19 protein-coding genes are annotated in these 17384 nt (G+C 69.1%); 15 read left to right on the top strand and 4 right to left on the bottom strand.

From position 1 onward, the window contains the following. Positions 1-46: 46 nt before the first annotated feature. The 6 genes from hslO (at position 47) to ACZ1HC_RS08230 (ending at position 6439) form a co-directional block, all read left to right on the top strand. Positions 47-1063 carry an Hsp33 family molecular chaperone HslO gene (gene hslO, locus ACZ1HC_RS08255; protein ID WP_472699558.1) on the top strand — a complete coding sequence of 339 codons (1017 nt, stop codon included), beginning with the start codon at positions 47-49 and terminating at the stop codon, positions 1061-1063. Next, positions 1063-1653 carry a CoA pyrophosphatase gene (locus ACZ1HC_RS08250; protein ID WP_472700814.1) on the top strand — a complete coding sequence of 197 codons (591 nt, stop codon included), beginning with the start codon at positions 1063-1065 and terminating at the stop codon, positions 1651-1653. Before hslO ends, ACZ1HC_RS08250 begins: the two co-directional genes overlap by 1 nt. After that, on the top strand, positions 1650-2789 hold the full coding sequence (locus ACZ1HC_RS08245; protein WP_472699557.1) for a CCA tRNA nucleotidyltransferase: 1140 nt from the start codon (positions 1650-1652) through the stop codon (positions 2787-2789). Before ACZ1HC_RS08250 ends, ACZ1HC_RS08245 begins: the two co-directional genes overlap by 4 nt. After that, complete coding sequence (locus ACZ1HC_RS08240) at positions 2786-4630, top strand: ABC transporter ATP-binding protein (protein WP_472699556.1); 1845 nt, start codon at positions 2786-2788, stop codon at positions 4628-4630. The genes ACZ1HC_RS08245 and ACZ1HC_RS08240 overlap by 4 nt, the downstream gene beginning before the upstream one ends. Next, positions 4627-5862 (top strand): class I SAM-dependent RNA methyltransferase, encoded by a 1236-nt coding sequence (locus ACZ1HC_RS08235; RefSeq protein ID WP_472699555.1) that lies wholly within the window; start codon positions 4627-4629, stop codon positions 5860-5862. The genes ACZ1HC_RS08240 and ACZ1HC_RS08235 overlap by 4 nt, the downstream gene beginning before the upstream one ends. A gap of 118 nt (positions 5863-5980) precedes the next feature. Beyond that, positions 5981-6439: a L,D-transpeptidase family protein gene (locus ACZ1HC_RS08230; protein WP_472699554.1), complete on the top strand. Its 459-nt coding sequence runs from the start codon at positions 5981-5983 to the stop codon at positions 6437-6439. A 71-nt stretch (positions 6440-6510) separates the two neighbouring features. Here ACZ1HC_RS08230 and dalA read toward each other — a convergent pair whose 3' ends face one another. Continuing rightward, positions 6511-7023, bottom strand: a complete 513-nt coding sequence (gene dalA, locus ACZ1HC_RS08225) for a divisome-associated lipoprotein DalA (protein WP_472699553.1) — start codon at positions 7021-7023, stop codon at positions 6511-6513. A gap of 219 nt (positions 7024-7242) precedes the next feature. On the opposite strand from dalA, the gene ACZ1HC_RS08220 reads away from it, so the two are divergent. Then, positions 7243-7896 (top strand): L,D-transpeptidase, encoded by a 654-nt coding sequence (locus ACZ1HC_RS08220; protein WP_472699552.1) that lies wholly within the window; start codon positions 7243-7245, stop codon positions 7894-7896. Positions 7897-7933: 37 nt separating this feature from the next. On the opposite strand, the gene hemH is transcribed toward ACZ1HC_RS08220, so the two are convergent. Together hemH and ACZ1HC_RS08210 are read right to left on the bottom strand one after the other, a co-directional pair. After that, entirely contained in the window at positions 7934-8962 is a 1029-nt protein-coding gene (hemH, locus tag ACZ1HC_RS08215; protein ID WP_472699551.1) for a ferrochelatase, read from the bottom strand. Further along, positions 8959-9798 (bottom strand): methyltransferase domain-containing protein, encoded by an 840-nt coding sequence (locus ACZ1HC_RS08210; RefSeq protein WP_472699550.1) that lies wholly within the window; start codon positions 9796-9798, stop codon positions 8959-8961. Before ACZ1HC_RS08210 ends, hemH begins: the two co-directional genes overlap by 4 nt. A 31-nt stretch (positions 9799-9829) precedes the next feature. Here ACZ1HC_RS08210 and ACZ1HC_RS08205 point away from each other — a divergent pair, with 31 nt between their 5' ends. From ACZ1HC_RS08205 to ACZ1HC_RS08195, 3 genes are all read left to right on the top strand, one after another. Continuing rightward, positions 9830-10567, top strand: a complete 738-nt coding sequence (locus tag ACZ1HC_RS08205) for a double zinc ribbon domain-containing protein (RefSeq protein WP_472699549.1) — start codon at positions 9830-9832, stop codon at positions 10565-10567. A gap of 29 nt (positions 10568-10596) precedes the next feature. Next, positions 10597-10869 (top strand): glutaredoxin 3, encoded by a 273-nt coding sequence (grxC, locus tag ACZ1HC_RS08200; protein WP_472699548.1) that lies wholly within the window; start codon positions 10597-10599, stop codon positions 10867-10869. Positions 10870-10969: 100 nt separating this feature from the next. Continuing rightward, a complete protein-coding gene (locus ACZ1HC_RS08195) occupies positions 10970-11440 on the top strand; it encodes a MarR family winged helix-turn-helix transcriptional regulator (protein WP_472699547.1) in 471 nt (156 codons plus the stop codon). Here the strand turns inward: ACZ1HC_RS08195 and ubiG are convergent. Continuing rightward, positions 11437-12183 carry a bifunctional 2-polyprenyl-6-hydroxyphenol methylase/3-demethylubiquinol 3-O-methyltransferase UbiG gene (gene ubiG, locus ACZ1HC_RS08190; RefSeq protein ID WP_472699546.1) on the bottom strand — a complete coding sequence of 249 codons (747 nt, stop codon included), beginning with the start codon at positions 12181-12183 and terminating at the stop codon, positions 11437-11439. The genes ACZ1HC_RS08195 and ubiG overlap by 4 nt on opposite strands. A 48-nt stretch (positions 12184-12231) precedes the next feature. On the opposite strand from ubiG, the gene pip reads away from it, so the two are divergent. From pip to ACZ1HC_RS08165, 5 genes are all read left to right on the top strand, one after another. Next, a complete protein-coding gene (pip, locus tag ACZ1HC_RS08185) occupies positions 12232-13206 on the top strand; it encodes a prolyl aminopeptidase (RefSeq protein ID WP_472699545.1) in 975 nt (324 codons plus the stop codon). 48 nt (positions 13207-13254) lie between these two features. Then, a complete protein-coding gene (locus ACZ1HC_RS08180) occupies positions 13255-14343 on the top strand; it encodes a glycosyltransferase family 61 protein (RefSeq protein WP_472699544.1) in 1089 nt (362 codons plus the stop codon). A gap of 128 nt (positions 14344-14471) precedes the next feature. Further along, positions 14472-15116, top strand: a complete 645-nt coding sequence (rimP, locus tag ACZ1HC_RS08175; protein WP_472699543.1) for a ribosome maturation factor RimP — start codon at positions 14472-14474, stop codon at positions 15114-15116. A 3-nt stretch (positions 15117-15119) separates the two neighbouring features. Continuing rightward, positions 15120-16739 (top strand): transcription termination factor NusA, encoded by a 1620-nt coding sequence (gene nusA / locus ACZ1HC_RS08170; RefSeq protein WP_472699542.1) that lies wholly within the window; start codon positions 15120-15122, stop codon positions 16737-16739. 18 nt (positions 16740-16757) lie between these two features. Next, positions 16758-17378, top strand: coding sequence for an RNA-binding protein (locus tag ACZ1HC_RS08165; protein ID WP_472699541.1), 621 nt, complete (start codon positions 16758-16760; stop codon positions 17376-17378). Positions 17379-17384 lie beyond the last annotated feature (6 nt).

The following is a 17384-nucleotide window of genomic DNA, read 5'->3' as shown; positions in this document are numbered from 1 at the left end:
ACCCGGCCTGCCCCTGGCGGGCCTGCATCGATTCAGGAATCACCGCATGAGCAAGATCAACCAGATCGCGTGGGACGACACGGTTTTGCCGTTCCAGCTGGACCGTTCCGACATTCGCGGCCGCGTCGCGCGGCTGGACGGCGTGCTGGACCACATCCTGTCGCGCCACGACTATCCGGCTGCGGTGGGTGCGCTGGTCGCGGAACTGGCGCTTCTGGCCTCGCTGATCGGGCCGACGGTGAAGCTGCGCTGGAAGCTGAGCCTGCAGGTCCGCGGCAATGGCGCGGTGCGCACGCTGGCGGCGGACTATTACGCGCCCGAACAGGACGGCGCGCCGGCGCGGATCCGCGCCTGGGCCAGCTTCGACGCCGACCGGCTGGACGACCGCACCCCCTTCGAGCAGGTGGGCGAGGGCTATTTCGCCATCCTGATCGACCAGGGCCAGGGCACGCTGCCCTATCAGGGGATCACGCCGCTGGCGGGCGGATCGCTGTCGGCTTGCGCACAGACCTACTTCGCGCAGTCCGAGCAGCTTCCGACCCGCTTCCAGCTGGCCAGCGGCTATTCCCGCCTGTCGGGCGAAACCGGCCACTGGCGCGCGGGCGGGGTGATGCTGCAGACGCTTCCGGCGCAGCCCATGCAGTCGGGCGCGGGCGGCAGCGGCGAGGGCGGCCTGATCGAGGCGGCCGACATCCTGCAGGGCGCCGCGTCCGAGAACTGGAACCGCGCCAACCTGCTGCTGGACACGGTCGAGGTGCTGGAACTGATCGGCCCTTCGGTCGGCCCGACGGATCTGCTGCTGCGCCTGTTCCACGAGGAAGAACCCCGCGTCTTCGAGACCCAGCGGGTCGAGTTCGGCTGCTCCTGCACCTCGGACCGGGTGCGCGACACGCTGTCGATCTATTCGGCCAAGGACATCGCCCACATGACCACTCCTGAAGGCGTCGTCACCGCCGACTGCCAGTTCTGCGGCGCCCATTACGAGTTCGACCCCCAGAGCCTGGGCTTCGAGGCCACCGTGGACGCCGAGGGCCAGCCCCTGTCCGACAGGGCGGCCGAGTGATACCCGACTGGTCCGATGCCGTCCTGCGCAAGGCCCTGACCGCCCAGGCGGGGTCGACATCGGATTACGACCTGAACCCGGGGATCGCGCCTCCGGCGGCGCAGTTGCGTTCGGCGGGGGTGCTGGCGGCCTTTCACCACGACGACGGCCGCTTGGTGCTGACCAAGCGGGCGTCGGGCCTGCGCCATCATCCCGGCCAGATCGCCCTGCCCGGCGGCAAGGTCGATCCCGACGACGCGGACGAGGTCGCCGCCGCCCTGCGCGAGGCGCAGGAGGAGGTGGGCCTCGACCCCGCCCAGGTCGAACTGCTGGGAACGCTGCCGCCGCACCGGACTGTCACCGGCTTTGCCGTCACCCCCGTCATCGCCATCATCCACGGCCCCTTCGCCCCCCGCCCCGAGCCCGGCGAGGTCGAGGAGGTCTTCACGCTGCCCTTTTCGCATGTCGCGGATCTGTCGCGCTACCGCGTCGAACGGCGCCGCTGGCGCGGGGGCTGGCGCAACTATTATGCGGCCCCGTTCGGCCCCTATTACCTGTGGGGGGCGACGGCGCGCATCCTGATGGGGCTGGCCGGAAGGATCGCGGTGTGACCAGGCTTCCCGCCACGATCCTTCAGGATCCTGCGCTGCAGTCGGTGTTCGCCGCGATCGAGGCGGGGGGTTACCGCGCCTGGCTGGTGGGCGGCGCGGTCCGCAACGCCCTGCTGGCCGAGCCGGTGGGCGATCTGGACCTGGCGACCGACGCGCCGCCCGATGCGGTGACGCGCCTGACCCGGGACGCAGGGCTGAAGCCGGTGCCGACCGGCATCGACCACGGCACCGTCACGGTCGTGGCCGGCGGCCGCGGCTTCGAGGTCACCACCCTGCGCCGCGACGTGCAGACCGACGGCCGCCGCGCGGTGGTGGCGTTCTCGGACGATCTGGCGCAGGACGCCCGGCGCCGCGATTTCACCATGAACGCGCTTTATGCCGACCGCGACGGAGCGGTGATCGACCCGCTGGGCGGTCTGGACGACCTGCTGGCCCGGCGCCTGCGCTTTGTCGGCGATCCCGCGCAGCGCATCGCCGAGGATTACCTGCGCATCCTGCGCTTCTTCCGCTTCCTGGCCTGGTATGGCCGCGAGGCCGATCCGGTGGCGGTGGCCGCCTGCCGCAAGGGGCGCGACGGGCTGGACGGCATTTCCCGCGAACGCATCGGGCAGGAACTGCGCAAGCTGCTGATGGCCCGCGATCCGCTGCCCGCGATCCGGCTGATGGAGGATGCCGGCGTGCTGGCCAAGGTGCTGCCCGGCGCCAGTCCCGAGCGGCTGGCCGCGCTGGGGACGCCCGCCCCCTGGCTGGCCCGGCTGGCGGCGCTGTCGCAGGCCGACCTGGCCGGATCGCTGCGCCTGTCGCGCGCGGAGGCGCGCGACCACCGCATCCTTGTGGCCGCGCTGACCGAAGGCTGGTCCCTCAACCGTATCGCCTATCGCCTCAAGGGCGATCTGGCCGAGGCCGCGGCGCTGCTGGTGCAGACCCGGGCGCCGGTCCCGCCCGGGGCCTGGGAAGCGGCCCGCGCCGCCGCCCGCCCCCTGCCGATCGGCGCGGCCGATCTGCAACCGCATCTGCAAGGCCCCGCCCTGGGCCGCGCCCTGAAGGCCGCCGAGGACGCCTGGATCGACGCGGGCTTCACGCTGCCTGCCCCTGCCCTGATCGACATCGCCCTGCTGGCCGGAGAAACCGCATGACCCTTCACCGCCGCCTCGGCCGCCTGATCGACGCCTTTCGCCCGGCCGAGGGCCCGCCGCCCGCCACCCTGCTGGCCTTCTTCCGCTGGTGCCTGGCCGGCGCCTGGGGCGGGCTGGGGCTGGCGGGCATCGCCTCGGCCCTGGGCGGCGTCGCCGATGTAGTCGCCGCGGTGCTGCTGGGCTGGGTTGTGGACGCCATCGCCGGCGGGGATCCGGCGGCCTTCTGGGGCCAGAACGGCCTGCTGATCGCCGCCTTCGTGGGGTTCTTCCTGCTGGTGCGGCCGCTGATCTTCGGCTTCTCGACGGCCACCAGCAGCGTCATCATCGGCCCGAACGTGCTGCCGCTGGTCCTGTCGCGGATCCACCGCTGGACCATGGGCCATTCGGTGTCCTTCTTCGACAACGACTTCGCCGGGCGGCTGGCGCAGAAGCAGATGCAGACCGCCCGCGCCGTGACCGATGTCGCCTCGGAAATGGTCAACGTGGTGGCCTTCGCGCTGGCCTCGGTGCTGGGCTCGGCGGCCTTCCTGGTATCGGTCGATGCCTGGGGGGCCATCGCGCTGATCCTGTGGCTGCTGGCCTATCTGGGGCTGATCCGCTTCTTCCTGCCGCGCATCCGGGCGAAATCCGGGGCGCGGGCCTCGGCCCGGGCGATGATCACCGGGCAGGTCGTCGATACCATCACCAACATCAAGACCGTCAAGCTGTTCGCCCATGCCGAACACGAGGACCGCGCCGCCCTGGGCGCCATGGCGGGGTTTCGCGAACGCGCGCTTGATTTCGGCGTCGTCAGCAGCGCCTTCCGGATGTCGCTGATGGTGATCGCGGGCATCCTGCCGGTGATCCTGGTCGGCGGCTCGATCATGCTGTGGCGGCAGGGCCAGGCGACCCCTGGCGACGTGGCCGCAGCCGGGGCCATCGCCATGCGCCTGTCGCAGATGACCGGCTGGGTCAGCATGGCGCTGATGGGCATCTGGGGCAGCGTGGGCGAGGTCGAGGACGGCATGAAGACCCTCTCTCCGCCCCATGCGCTGACCGACGCTCCGGGCGCCGTGCCGCTGGACCGGGTCACCGGGCGCATCGACTTCGACCATGTGGGCTTCGCCTATGGCCGGGACCAGGGCGGGCTGCGCGACGTGGACCTGCACATCCGCGCGGGCGAGAAGGTCGGCATCGTCGGCGCATCCGGCGCTGGCAAGTCCACGATGGTGGCGCTGCTGCTGCGGCTTTACGACGTGGAAAAGGGCGCCATCCGCATCGACGGGCACGACCTGCGCCAGATCACCCAGGAAAGCCTGCGCCGGAACATCGGCATGGTCACGCAGGAGACCGCGATGTTCAACCGCTCGGCCCGCGACAACATCGTCTATGGCCGCCCCGGCGCCTCGCAGGCTGACATCGAGGCTGCCGCCAGGGCCGCCGAGGCGCATGACTTCATCCTGACGCTTCGGGACCATCACGGCCGCCAGGGATACGACGCGCATCTGGGCGAACGCGGGGTCAAGCTGTCGGGCGGCCAGCGCCAGCGGATCGCCCTGGCCCGCGCCTTCCTGAAGGACGCGCCGATCCTGGTCCTGGACGAGGCGACGAGCGCGCTGGACAGCGAGGTGGAGGCCCAGGTCCAGGATGCCCTGGTCCGCGCCATGCAGGGCAAGACCGTGCTGGCCATCGCGCACCGCCTGTCCACCATCGCCCAGCTGGACCGGATCGTGGTCATGGACGCGGGCCGGATCGTCGAACAGGGCAGCCACGCCCAGCTTCTGGCCCGCGGCGGGCTTTATGCGCGCTACTGGAACCGGCAGTCGGGGGGCTTTCTGGGGACCGAGGAAGCCGCCGAATGAGCCTATGGCACGTCCAGCGTCTGGGCCGGCGCGGCGACGGCGTGGCCTTGGCCGAGGGGCAGCGCGCGCTGGCGCCGCTGACCCTTCCCGGAGAGGAGATCGAGGGCGAGGCCCAGGACGGTCGCATCGCCGCGCCGCGCATCCTGACCCCGTCGCCCGACCGGGTGCGGCCGGTCTGCGCCCATTACCGCGCCTGCGGGGGCTGTTCGCTGATGCACGCCAGCGAGGCCTTCACGACTGCCTGGAAGCAGCAGGTGGTGGCCGCCGCCCTGGCCGCCCACGGCCTGCCCGCCCCGGTCGAGGCGGTGCATGTCTCTCCGCCGCTGTCGCGGCGCCGGGCGGTGCTTTCGGGCAGGCGCACGAAGAAGGGGGCGCTTGTGGGCTTTCACGCCCGCGCCTCTGACGTGATCGTGGATCTGGCGGAATGTCACGTGATGCGGCCGCCGATCACGGCGGCCCTGCCCCTGCTGCGCCGGATCACGCTGGCTGGCGCATCGCGCGCGGGCGGGTTGTCCATGACCGTCATCCACGGCCCCGCGGGGCTGGATCTGACGGTCTCGGGCGGCAAGCCGCTGGACCCGAGCCTGTTCCAAACCCTGGCCGCCCTGGCCGAGGAAGGCGACCTGGCGCGCCTGACCTGGCAGGACGCGGCGGGCGGCCAGTCGATCACCCGCCGCCCCCCGGCCCTGCCGATGGGCCGCGCGCAGGTCGTCCCGCCGCCAGGGGCCTTCCTGCAGGCCACGGCCGACGGCGAGGCCGCGCTGCTGGCGGCGGTGCGCGACTTCACGGCCGGCGCCGCCCGGATCGCCGACCTGTTCTCGGGCTGCGGGACCTTCGCGCTGCCGCTGGCGGCGACGGCAGCCGTCCACGCGGTCGAGGGGCTGGCCGCGCCCCTTGCGGCGCTGGACGCGGGCTGGCGTGGCGCGACGGGCCTGAACCGCGTGACGACCGAGATTCGCGATCTGGCGCGCCGCCCGCTGCTGGCCGAGGAGCTGAACCGCTTTGACGCGATTGTGATCGACCCCCCGCGGGCGGGGGCCGAGGCGCAGACCCGCGAGATCGCCCGGTCCAACCTGCGCCGCGTGGCCTTCATGGCCTGCGATCCGGTCAATTTCGCCAAGGATGCGCGGGTTCTTGCCGATGGCGGCTTCGTGCTGCAGCGGCTGCGCGTGGTCGATCAGTTCCGCTGGTCGCCGCATTTGGAAACGGCGGCCGAGTTCGTCAGAACCTAGTCAGATCACGATGCTTTGTGCTATCAAACCCGCATAAAAAACCAGAAACGTCAGAGGCAGTGATGTTCAAGCCAACGCGCCGCGCCGTCGCATTTTCGATGCTCGCCTTCCTGGCGGCATGTGGCAAACCCCCAGCAAGTTCCGGGCCTACAACGGCCCGGCCGTGACGCAGGTCGTTGTGAACAAGGGCGACCGCAAGATGTATCTTCTGAACGGCAGGACCGTGCTGAAGTCCTATGACGTTGGCCTGGGCAACGTGCCGGTGGGCCACAAGCAGTTCGAAGGCGACGGCAAGACCCCCGAGGGGGTCTATTACGTCGATCGCTTCAACCCCCGCAGCCGCTATCACCTGTCGATCGGGGTGTCCTATCCCAACGAACAGGACGCGGCCCTGGCCCGCGCCCTGGGCCGGGAACCGGGCGGCGACATCTTCATCCACGGCCGCGGCCCCGACGGCAACCGCTTCGCCCAGTCGAACCGCGACTGGACCGCGGGCTGCATCGCCGTCAAGGACGAAGAGATCGAGGAGGTCTATGCGATGCTGCGCCCCGGCGTTCCCATCGTCATCAATCCCTGATCCGCGCCGCAACGCCGGAACGGACCCGCCAGAACGCACAGGGCCCCGGACATCCGGGGCCTTGCGCCTTGTCAACTGCCCGTCAGCAGCGTCCACCACAGCTTGCCCGAGGGCTCCTGGTACCAGGCAAAGCCCAGAGAGGTGGCGGCCGGGTCCATGATGACGTCCCGCGTGTCCCGGCTGCCCATCCAAGCCGACAGGGTCTGCATGTCGTTTTCGTAGGATTCCGAGATGTTCTCGCCGATGATGGTCCCGAAATAGCCCGCCCGCCGCGCCCGATCCAGGGGCGAGGATCCGTCCGACCCCCAGTGCCAGGCGCGGTTCTGCGCCGACATGTCGCGCGAATGGGCCAGGGCCGCGGCCGACAGCTGCGGGTTCAGCGTCAGGGGCGGCACGGCGATGTTTGCGCGCAGCGTGTTGATTTGCTGCAACACGCGGATCGGAATCTGCTGTTCCTCGGCGGCGCTGATCTGCCGGCCGGTGGGCATCCCCTGCCCGTCCGGCGCCACCGGAGGCAGGCTGCGCGGCTGGCACGCCGCCAGAGCCATCAGCGACAGCGCCGCGAGAACCTTGAAATACGGCATCTTTTCGCCATCCCTCGTTTCTTGTTGACCGCAGATCTATCGAATGACGCCAAGCCGATCAAACCCACGAATTCGTGAAATCCGCCGCTGTGGCATCCTGGCGTCCACGGCGCTTTGAATTGCCGGAATCGCCGCGCAGGATTATACCCGTTTCCTGCCGCATGAGGCGGAGTGGTCAAGGCCGTCCAGCAAGAACGGCCATCCTTCGAAGGACATCTGATGATGAGCAAGTCATCTGCGATCAACCGCCGGACCTTCCTGGGTTCGGCCGCCGCGCTTGGTGCCGCCGGTCTGGCGTTGCCGTCGCTTGCGCAGCAATTCGACCCCTACACGGGCCAGCCCATCCAGGGCGCGATCCCCGGCGCCACCCCGGACGCGGGGGCGGTGCAATACGATCCGAACGCCGATCCGCGCCACAACATCTCGAGCTTCCAGGGACAGGACTGGCAGCCGCATTTCGCCAACCTCACCAACGGCGCGATCCTGTGCGACCTGACCTCGCGCGCAGTCCATTTCTGGTCCGAGGACGGCAGCACCTACCGCGTCTATCCCTCGTCGATCCCGGTCAGCCAGGATCTGACCCGCACCGGCCGCACCGAGATCATCAAGAAGGTCGAGGGCCCGAGCTGGTCCCCCACCCCCGAGATGAAGGCCCGCAACCCCGAATGGCCGGACTTCGTGCCGCCGGGGCCGGACAACCCGCTGGGCACCCATGCGCTGTGGCTGTCATGGCAGTATTACCGCATCCACGGCACGCACGACACGCGCAAGATCGGGCGCAAGTCCTCGAACGGCTGCATCGGGCTTTACAACGAACACATCAAGGAACTGTTCGGCCTGACCAAGATCGGCACGCAGGTGCTGGTGATCTGAGCCCGGGGGCCTTCCGGCCCCCTGTCGCTGCGCGGGTTCAGGCCCAGCCGGCGATGTTGTCGCGCACGACGTTCAGCATCACATCGACATGGGCGGGGTCGTCGTTCAGGCAGGGGATGTAGGTGAAGTCCCTGCCGCCCGCGTGTTCGAAGCTTTCGCGGATCTCGCCGTTGATCTCCTCCAGCGTCTCGATGCAGTCGGCGGCGAAGGCGGGCGAGATCACGGCGATGTCGGTGATGCCGCGCCTGGCCAGGTCCGCCACGTGTTCGACCGTGTAGGGCCGCAGCCATTCCTCGGTCCCGAAGACGGATTGGAAGGTCGTGTCGATCACCCCGTCGGGCCAGCCCAGGGCCTCTTTCAGCAGGCGCGAGGTCTTCTGGCACTGGCAGTGATAGGGATCGCCCTCCAGCAGATAGCGTTTCGGCATCCCGTGATAGCTGGCCACCAGTTTCGCCGGCACCTTGTCGCCCAGGGCGCGGCGGACGGATGCGGCCAGGGCGGCGATGTAATCGGGCCGGTCGAAATAGGGCTCGCAGGTGCGGACCGCGGGCTGCCACTTCTGCGCCATCAGCGCGCGGAACAGCTGGTCGTTCGCCGTGGCCGAGGTCGCGCCCGCGTATTGCGGATACAGCGGCAGGAACACGATCCGCTGGCAGCCGGCCTTGACCATCCGCTCCAGCACGTCCTGCGTCGAGGGGTTGCCATAGCGCATGCAGAACTCGACCATCACGCTGTCGCCCCATTCCGCGGTGGCACGGTCGCGCAGCGCCTGGGTCTGGGACCGGGTGATGGTCATCAGCGGGCTTTCGTTCTTCTCCTCGTTCCAGATCAGCTTGTAGTTCCTGCCCGAGGTGAAGGGCCGCTTGGTCAGGATGATGCCCTGCAACAGGGGCTGCCATTTCCAAGCCGGATAGTCGATCACGCGCCTGTCCGACAGGAACTCGTTCAGATAGCGGCGCATCGACCAGTAGTCATAGCCGTCCGGCGTGCCCAGGTTGGCGATCAGGATCCCGGTCTTCTTCCTGGGGAGGGCGGGATGGTCGGCGGGCGCATGGGCTGGCTTCATGTCTTTCCTGTCCTGATGTCTTTCAGCGCGGCTTCAAGTCGTGTCGTGGCCGATCCCGGCCGCAGGGCCTTCTGCTGCGTGTCCGAGGGCGACCACCCGGTAAGAAAGACCAGATCGAAGGTGGCAGCGATACGGGACGGATCGTCGCGGTCGGCGTGGTGTTCGGCCATCAGGGCGGCGGCGCGTGCCAGCACCGCGCGCGGCGTCGGGCGGCGACGCCGGGCGGCCATGGCGTTGCCCTCGCCCATGCCGCGCAGGTCGTGCGCCAGGTGGAACAGGTCGCGATAGCTGGCCCTCTGCGGCAGCAGGTCGGCCACCGGCAGGGCCAGCCCGGCGCGAGTTATCAGCGCGCCCATGTCGCGGATGTCGCCCATCGGCAGGACGCGCGGGGACAGGCCGCCGGTCAGTTCGACCTCAGCCTGGCCCAGGGCGGCCCGCAGTTCCTGCAGCGTCTGGCCGCCGAAGCTGACGGCGATGAACAGCCCGTCCTCGCGCAGGGCGCGGGCGCATTGCACGATCTGGCCCACCGGATCCTCGGCCCAGTGCAGCGCCAGGGCGTGGATCACCAGGTCGTGCGCGCGGGCTTCCAGATCCAGCACCGGATCATCGGCAACGACGCGCGCCCCGGGAAAGGCGCCGGCCCAGAAATCGGGAAAGCCCGTGACCAGGGCGGGGGCCGTAAACGCTCTGTTAATCTCGGACAGCCTATCCTTGATCTCGTCGGCGGCAAGGCGGTGCAGGACATCGACGAATCCCTGCCGAACCGCCCGGTCCCGCTGGCGCAGCAGCGCGGGACGGTCGGTCAGGGCGGGGCGGTCTGGCGCGGGCGTGGTCATGGGGGTGGAACATAGGGTGCTTCACAAGGCGATGAAAGGCGCGTTGCGTCTGCTTTATCCCCCGCAATGCGTGGCCTGCGGGGCGCCGGTCGCGGGCGGGGGCGACGATCCGGGGCAACTCTGCCCCGTCTGCTTTCCCGACACGCGCTTCATCACCGGCGCCGCCTGCACACGCTGCGGCGTGCCGCTGCCCGATGACGGAACCGGGACCGCCGATCCGGCGCTGGCCTGCGACGACTGCCTGTCGATCGCACGGCCCTGGCAGCGCGGCCGGGCGGCGATGGTCTATTCGGGCACCGGGCGGCGGCTGGTGCTGGCGCTGAAGCACGGCGACCGGCCGGATCTGGCGCCCGCCCTTGCCGCCTGGCTGGCCCGCGCCGCATCCCCGCTCATCGAGGCCGGCACCATCGTCGCGCCCATCCCCCTGCATCTGCGGCGGCTGCTGAAGCGGCGCTACAACCAGTCGGCGCTGATCTCGGGGCGGGTGGCGCGGGCGCATGGGGCGGCGCATCTGCCCGGCCTGCTGATCCGGCGCCGCCACACCCCGGCGCAGGACCACCGCGGCGTCAGCGACCGCTTTGCCAACATCTCGGGCGCGCTGGCGGTGAACCCGCGCCATGCGGCGGCCGTGGCGGGGCGGCCGGTCCTGCTGATCGACGACGTGATGGCCTCGGGCGCGACGATGGCGGCGGCGGCCGAGGCGCTGCTGGCGGCGGGGTCGGGGCCGGTCTGCGTCGCGGTTCTGGCAAGGGCGGTCAAGGATGACTAGGTTATGGCCACACGGAAAGGAACACGCCCATGACCCAGCCCAGCATCACCATCTACACCACCCGCACCTGCCCCTTCTGCATCCGCGCCAAGGGCCTTCTGCAGCAGAAGAACGCCAGCTTCGAGGAAATCGACGTGGGCGCCGATCCCTCTCTGCGGGCGCAGATGACGCAGCGCGCCCACGGCCGCCGCACCGTGCCGCAGATCTTCATCGGCGAACGCCACGTCGGCGGCTGCGACGACCTGTTCGACCTGGAGCGCCAGGGCAAGCTGGACGGGTTGCTGACCGGCTCTGCCGCCTGAGCCGAAGGTCAGGCTTGACCTGCGACCGTCTTGCGGGGCACGGTTCCGGCTTCGCCCCGCCACCCCGGCTTCGGCCCGACCCGTTGTCCTGACAGGAAAAATGCCCGCATCCGCGACCTCAGACCGTTCCCCGGCCACCGACCGGCTTGCCGCCAGCCTCTTTGCGGAAGTCCTGATCGCCGAGCAGCTGTCGCGCAACCTCATCAGCAAGGCGCTGCCCCGGGGGATGCAGATCTCGCATTTCTCGGTGCTGAACCTGCTGGCCCATGTGAACGAGGAACGCACCCCGGCCCAGCTGGCGCGGGCCTTCCATGTCACGCGGGGGGCCATGACCAACACCCTGTCGCGCCTGGAATGGGCCGGTCACGTCCATATCCGCCCCGACTGGGACGACGCGCGGCGCAAGTTCGTCTCGATCAGCCCGGCGGGCCGGGCCGCGCGCGATGCCGCGCTTGCGGCCTTCATGCCGCTGATCGCGGATGTGGTGCGCGACATCGGCGCCGACCGCGTCCGCACCGCCCTGCCGGTCCTGCGCGGTCTGCGCATCCGCCTGGAGGGGGACGAGGACTAGGCGTCCCGGCGCGCGGTCATGATGTAGTTGACCGACAGATCGCGATCCGACAGCGACCAGCCGAAGCTGATCGGATTGAACACCATCCCGCGCCGGTCCACCACCGAAAGCCCGGCGCCCTCGGCCATGACGGCCAACTCGGCGGGGGTGATGAAGCGCGCCCAGTCGTGGGTGCCGCGCGGCAGCCAGCGCAGCAGCCATTCCGCCCCGATGATCGCCGCGCCGAAGCTTCGGGCGGTGCGGTTCAGCGTGGACAGGATCACCAGCCCGCCCGGCCGCAGCAGATCGCGGCAGGTGGCCGTGAAGGCGGCGGGGTCGGCCACATGCTCGACGATCTCGAGCGCGAGCACCACGTCGAAGCGTTCCCCCTCGGCCGCCAGATCCTCGGCCGTGGTGGCGCGATAGTCGATGGCCAGCCCCTGCTGCTGCGCGTGAAGCCGCGCCACGGCAATGTTGCCCGCAGCCGCGTCGGCGCCCAGGACGGTGGCGCCCAGCCGCGCCATCGGCTCGGCCACCAGCCCGCCGCCGCAGCCGATGTCCAGCACCCGCAATGCGCCAAAGGGCCGCAGGTCGCGGCGGTCGCGCCCGAACTCGGCCGCGATCTGCGCGGCGATGTAATCCAGGCGCACCGGGTTCATCAGGTGCAGCGGGCGGAACTTGCCCTTCGGATCCCACCATTCGGCGGCCATCGCCTCGAACTTGGCGATCTCGGCCGGGTCGATGCTGGTTGTCGGGCGGGTCATGGGCTTGTCCTTCTGGCGGGCGGGCTAGACTGTGCTTATAGTAACGGGATGGACCGATTGGCAGGACAAATCGCCGCACCGCAAGGCCGCCTTCATCCGGCTGTCGAACCCTTTGCCCGGCACATGCTGGATGTGGGCGACGGCCACCAGATCTATGTCGAGGAGAGCGGCAACCCCGAAGGCCGCCCGGTGATCGTGCTGCATGGCGGCCCCGGGGGCGGCTGCAGCCCCTTCATGCGCCGCTTCTTCGATCCCGCCCGGTACCGGGCGATCCTGTTCGACCAGCGCGGCTGCGGGCGATCGCGCCCCCAGGCCTCGGTCGAGGCCAACACCACCGGGCACCTGATCGCCGACATCGAAGTGATCCGCGACCGGCTGGGGCTGCAGTCCATGCTGCTGTTCGGCGGAAGCTGGGGGGCGACGCTGGCGCTGGCCTATGCCCAGGCCCATCCCGACCGGGTGACGGGGCTGGTCCTGCGCGGCGTCTTCCTGGGCACGCAGGGCGAGCTTGACTGGTTCTACGGCGGCGGCGCGGGACGGTTCTTTCCCGACCTTTGGGCGCAGTTCCGCGAGCCGATCCCCGAATCCGAGCGCGGCGACCTGATCGCCGCCTATCACAAGCGGCTGTTTTGCGACGACATCGGCCGGCAGGGCCGCTTTGCCCAGCCCTGGCTGACCTGGGAGAACGCGCTGGCCGGCCTGCAGTCCACCGCCGTGGGCCACGCGCCACCCGACTATGCCCGCGCCTTCGCCCGGCTCGAGAATCACTATTTCATGCACCGCTGCTTTCTGGACGAGGGCCAGCTTCTGCGCGACCGCCACCGGATCGAGCATCTGCCCGCCGTGATCGTCCAGGGCCGCTATGACATGGTCTGCCCGCCGCTTGCCGCCTGGCGGCTGGCCGAGGGCTGGAAGCGCTGCGAATTGCGGCTGATCCCCGCCTCGGGACATGCACTGTCCGAGCCCCGCATCGCGGCGGAACTGGTGCAGGTGATGGACGCGTTAGGGGACCGCGATATGTGACAGAGGGGGCAGGGCCTTACGCCGTCTGCCGATCATTGCGGAGAGATCATGCCACCAATGCCTCATCCCGCCCAGGCCTGGCTGTCCGGGCAGCTTGATCCGATCCGCAGGGTGCTGGGCCGGCCGGTCCCCTTCCAGGGCCTGCCTGAACCCGTCCTGGAAAACGAGCCTCGCACCCTGTCCTGCCGGCCGGCGATCTTCGATCCGGCGCATCTGTCGCGCGTGACCAGATGCGGCTTCGGCAAGACTGTGCCCCAGTTGGTTGAGGTCTTGTCGGCACGCTCTTATGTCGAGGGGCCGCTGGCCACTTACCACCTTGGCCCGGCAACTGTCCTGGGCGGGATGATCTTCATGCCGCAGAGCCGGATGTGCCTGTCGCATCTTGTCCGCGCGGACCTGAGCGACAGTCTTGCCGTCGGGCCCGTTCAGGACGAAGTTATTCTGATCAATTCGCAGCAAGGGCTTCGATACTTCGGGCATTGGCTCAGCGACGACGTCGCGGCGTTCGAGATGTTTCGCGACGATGAGCGGGTCCGCTCGCTGCCCCTGCCGGCCTGGGGGGACGTCGCGCCGTATCTGGACCTGTTCGATCAGCACTGGCCTCAGCAGCCGGCCCTGCGGACCCGCGACCTGACCCTGGTGCGGAACCTGGGCTTCGGCCACCGCAAGGCGCAGCGCTACCGCGCCCTGCGCGACCGGATGCGCAGCCGGCTGGACCGCGGCGACGGCGCCGGAAAGGTGGTCTTCCTCAAGCGCGGTCCTTCGGGTGCGCCGCGCGAGATCGCGAACCCGGTCGAACTGGAAGAAAGCCTCTCCGCCGCCGGCGTCATGATCGTGACCGCCGAAGGCGGCAAGCAGTTCATCCGCGCGCTTCTGGACGCCTCGCTCATCATCACGATCGAGGGCAGTCAGGATCGGCACGCCCTCTATGCGCTGCGCGACGGGGGCGCCATGCTGACGCTGGCGCCGCCCGACCGCTTCTATGTGGCCACGCATGAATGGGCGCGAAACCTGGACATGCACAGCGGGCTTGTCATCGGCACGCCGGCCGAAGGCGGCTTCACCATCGACCCCGACGAAGTGCTGGCGATGGTGGACCGGCTGCTGGCGCTGTCGGAAAATCGCGTCGCGGTCTAAGATCTATTGCGCCGCCGGGCAAATGGCCCTATATGGCCCTCAACAGCGGTGCAGGCGTCCAAAACCTGCCCACCGGACACATTCGCATGGGCCCGCTGAGGGCCCTTTTTCACATCCGAAGGGATCTCATGTCGAACGATCTGATCGCCAAGACGGCCATCGACCGGCGTCTGGCCGAGATCATCGCCCCCGTGATCGAGGATCTGGGCTTCGAGCTGGTGCGCGTGCGGCTGCAGGGCGGCAAGACCGCCACGCTGCAGATCATGGCCGACCGCCCCGAGGGCGGCATCAACGTGGACGACTGCGGCGACATCTCGGTGGCCGTCAGCGCGACCCTGGATGTCGAGGACCCGCTGGAGGACGCCTATCACCTGGAGGTCTCCAGCCCCGGCATCGACCGCCCCCTGACCCGCCTGAAGGACTTCGCCACCTTCGAGGGCTATGAGGCGCGGCTGGAAACCAACCAGCCCATCGACGGGCGCAAGCGCTTCAAGGGCGTGCTGGCCGGGGTCGAGAAGGGTGAGGGCGGCGACGAGGTCCTGCTGAACATCGAGGAAGGCGGCGAGGTCCACACCATCGGCCTGCTGTTCGACTGGCTGTCGGACGCCAAGCTGGTCCTGACGGACGAACTGATCCGCGAGATGCTGCGCCAGAAGAAGGAGGCCGGCGTCCAGATCGAGAACCTGGACGAGAGCGCCTTTGACGAGATCGAAGCCGAAGCCGGCGAAACCGATGACAACGACGGCGCACGTGACGCCGATGCCAAGGAGTGAGTGATGGCAATCACCTCTGCCAACCAGCTTGAACTGCTGCAGACGGCCGAAGCCGTCGCGCGCGAGAAGATGATCGACCCCGAACTGGTCATCGAGGCGATGGAGGACAGCCTCGCCCGCGCGGCCAAGTCGCGCTACGGCGCCGAGATGGACATCCGCGTGAAGATCGACCGCAAGACCGGCAACGCGACCTTCACCCGCGTGCGCACCGTGGTCGAGGACGACGCGGTGGAAAACTATCAGGCGCAGGTGACGGTCGATCAGGCGCGGCCCTATCTGGACGATCCCAAGGTGGGCGACGTGATCGTGGACCAGGTGCCGCCCGTGGAACTGGGCCGCATCGCCGCGCAGTCGGCCAAGCAGGTGATCCTGCAGCGCGTCCGCGAGGCCGAGCGCGACCGCCAGTACGAGGAATTCAAGGACCGCGTCGGCACCATCATCAACGGCGTCGTCAAGCGCGAGGAATACGGCAACATCATCGTCGATGTCGGCCGCGGCGAGGCGATCCTGCGCCGCAACGAAAAGATCGGCCGCGAAAGCTATCGCCCGAACGACCGCATCCGCGCCTATGTCAAGGACGTGCGCCGCGAGGCGCGCGGGCCGCAGATCTTCCTGTCGCGCACCGATCCGCAGTTCATGGCCGAACTGTTCAAGATGGAGGTGCCGGAAATCTACGACGGCATCATCGAGATCAAGGCCGTGGCCCGCGATCCCGGGTCGCGCGCCAAGATCGCGGTGATTTCCTATGACAACTCGATCGACCCGGTCGGCGCCTGCGTGGGGATGCGCGGCAGCCGCGTGCAGGCCGTGGTGGGCGAATTGCAGGGCGAAAAGATCGACATCATCCCCTGGAACGAGGATCAGGCGACCTTCCTGGTCAACGCCCTGCAGCCCGCCGAGGTCAGCAAGGTGGTCTTCGACGAGGAGGCCAACAAGATCGAGGTCGTGGTCCCCGACGAACAGCTGTCTCTGGCCATCGGACGGCGCGGCCAGAACGTGCGGCTGGCCAGCCAGCTGACCGGCATGGACATCGACATCCTGACCGAGGAGGAGGAGTCCAAGCGCCGCCAGGCCGAGTTCAACGCCCGCACCCAGCTGTTCATGGACGCGCTGGATCTGGACGAGTTCTTCGCGCAGCTTCTGGTGGCCGAAGGCTTCACCGACCTGGAAGAGGTCGCCTATGTCGATCTGGACGAGCTTCTGTCCATCGACGGGGTGGACGAAGGCACCGCGTCCGAACTGCAGGCCCGCGCCCGCGATGTGCTGGAAGCCAGGAACAAGGCCGCGCTCGACAACGCCCGCGCCCTGGGCGCCGAGGACAGCCTCATTGAATTCGAGGGGCTGACCCCCCAGATGGTAGAGGCACTGGCCAAGGACGGCGTGAAGACGCTGGAAGATTTCGCCACCTGCGCCGATTGGGAACTGGCCGGCGGCTGGACCACGGTGAACGGTCAGCGCGTCAAGGACGAGGGCTTGCTGGAGCCCTTCGACGTATCGCTTGAAGACGCGCAGTCCATGGTCATGACCGCCCGGGTCATGCTGGGCTGGGTCGATCCGGAGGAACTGAACAACAGTGGCGACGCCGAACCCGGCGACGACACCGACAAGGAGGCCGGGGCGTGACGCCCCGGATTTTCCCGCTTGAGTCGCGGTGGTCGCATCAAGGAACATGATCAGCCCGAAAGGCGCTGCATCGTCACCGGAGAGGTCCAGCCCAAGGCTGGACTGATCCGTTTCGTAGCCGGGCCGGATGGCCAGGTCGTGCCGGATCTGGCGGAAAAGCTGCCGGGGCGCGGCATCTGGGTCAGCGCGGACCGCGCGGCCATCCGGAAGGCGGCGAAGAAGGGGCTTTTCTCGCGCGCTGCCAAGGCGCCGATCACCGCCCCCGAGGGCCTGGCCGAGATGGTCGAGGCCGGCGTGGCCAGACGCCTGGTCGAACTGGTGTCGCTGGCGCGCAAGTCCGGCCATGCGGTGGCCGGCTTCGAGAAGGTCAAGGGCTGGCTGGCCGAGGGGCGGGCCAAGGTGCTGCTGCAGGCCAGCGACGGATCGGACCGCGGCAAGGGAAAGCTCTGGACTCCGACGGGCGGACGCTGGTTCGGCTGCCTGACCGCGTCAGAATTGGGTTTGTCCTTCGGGCGCGATCATGTCATACACGGCGCGCTTGCGGCGGGTGGCCTGACGGACAAGGTGATCTTGGAAGCCGGCAGACTGACGGGTCTGCGCGGGCATGACGGCGGCAATACGGCGGCCGAGAAGGAATGAAGACGC

Source organism: Paracoccus sp. BR5-17, from assembly GCF_055693925.1.
Note: the sequence above shows the minus strand (reverse complement) of the source record. Positions and strands in the feature narration are given on the sequence as shown.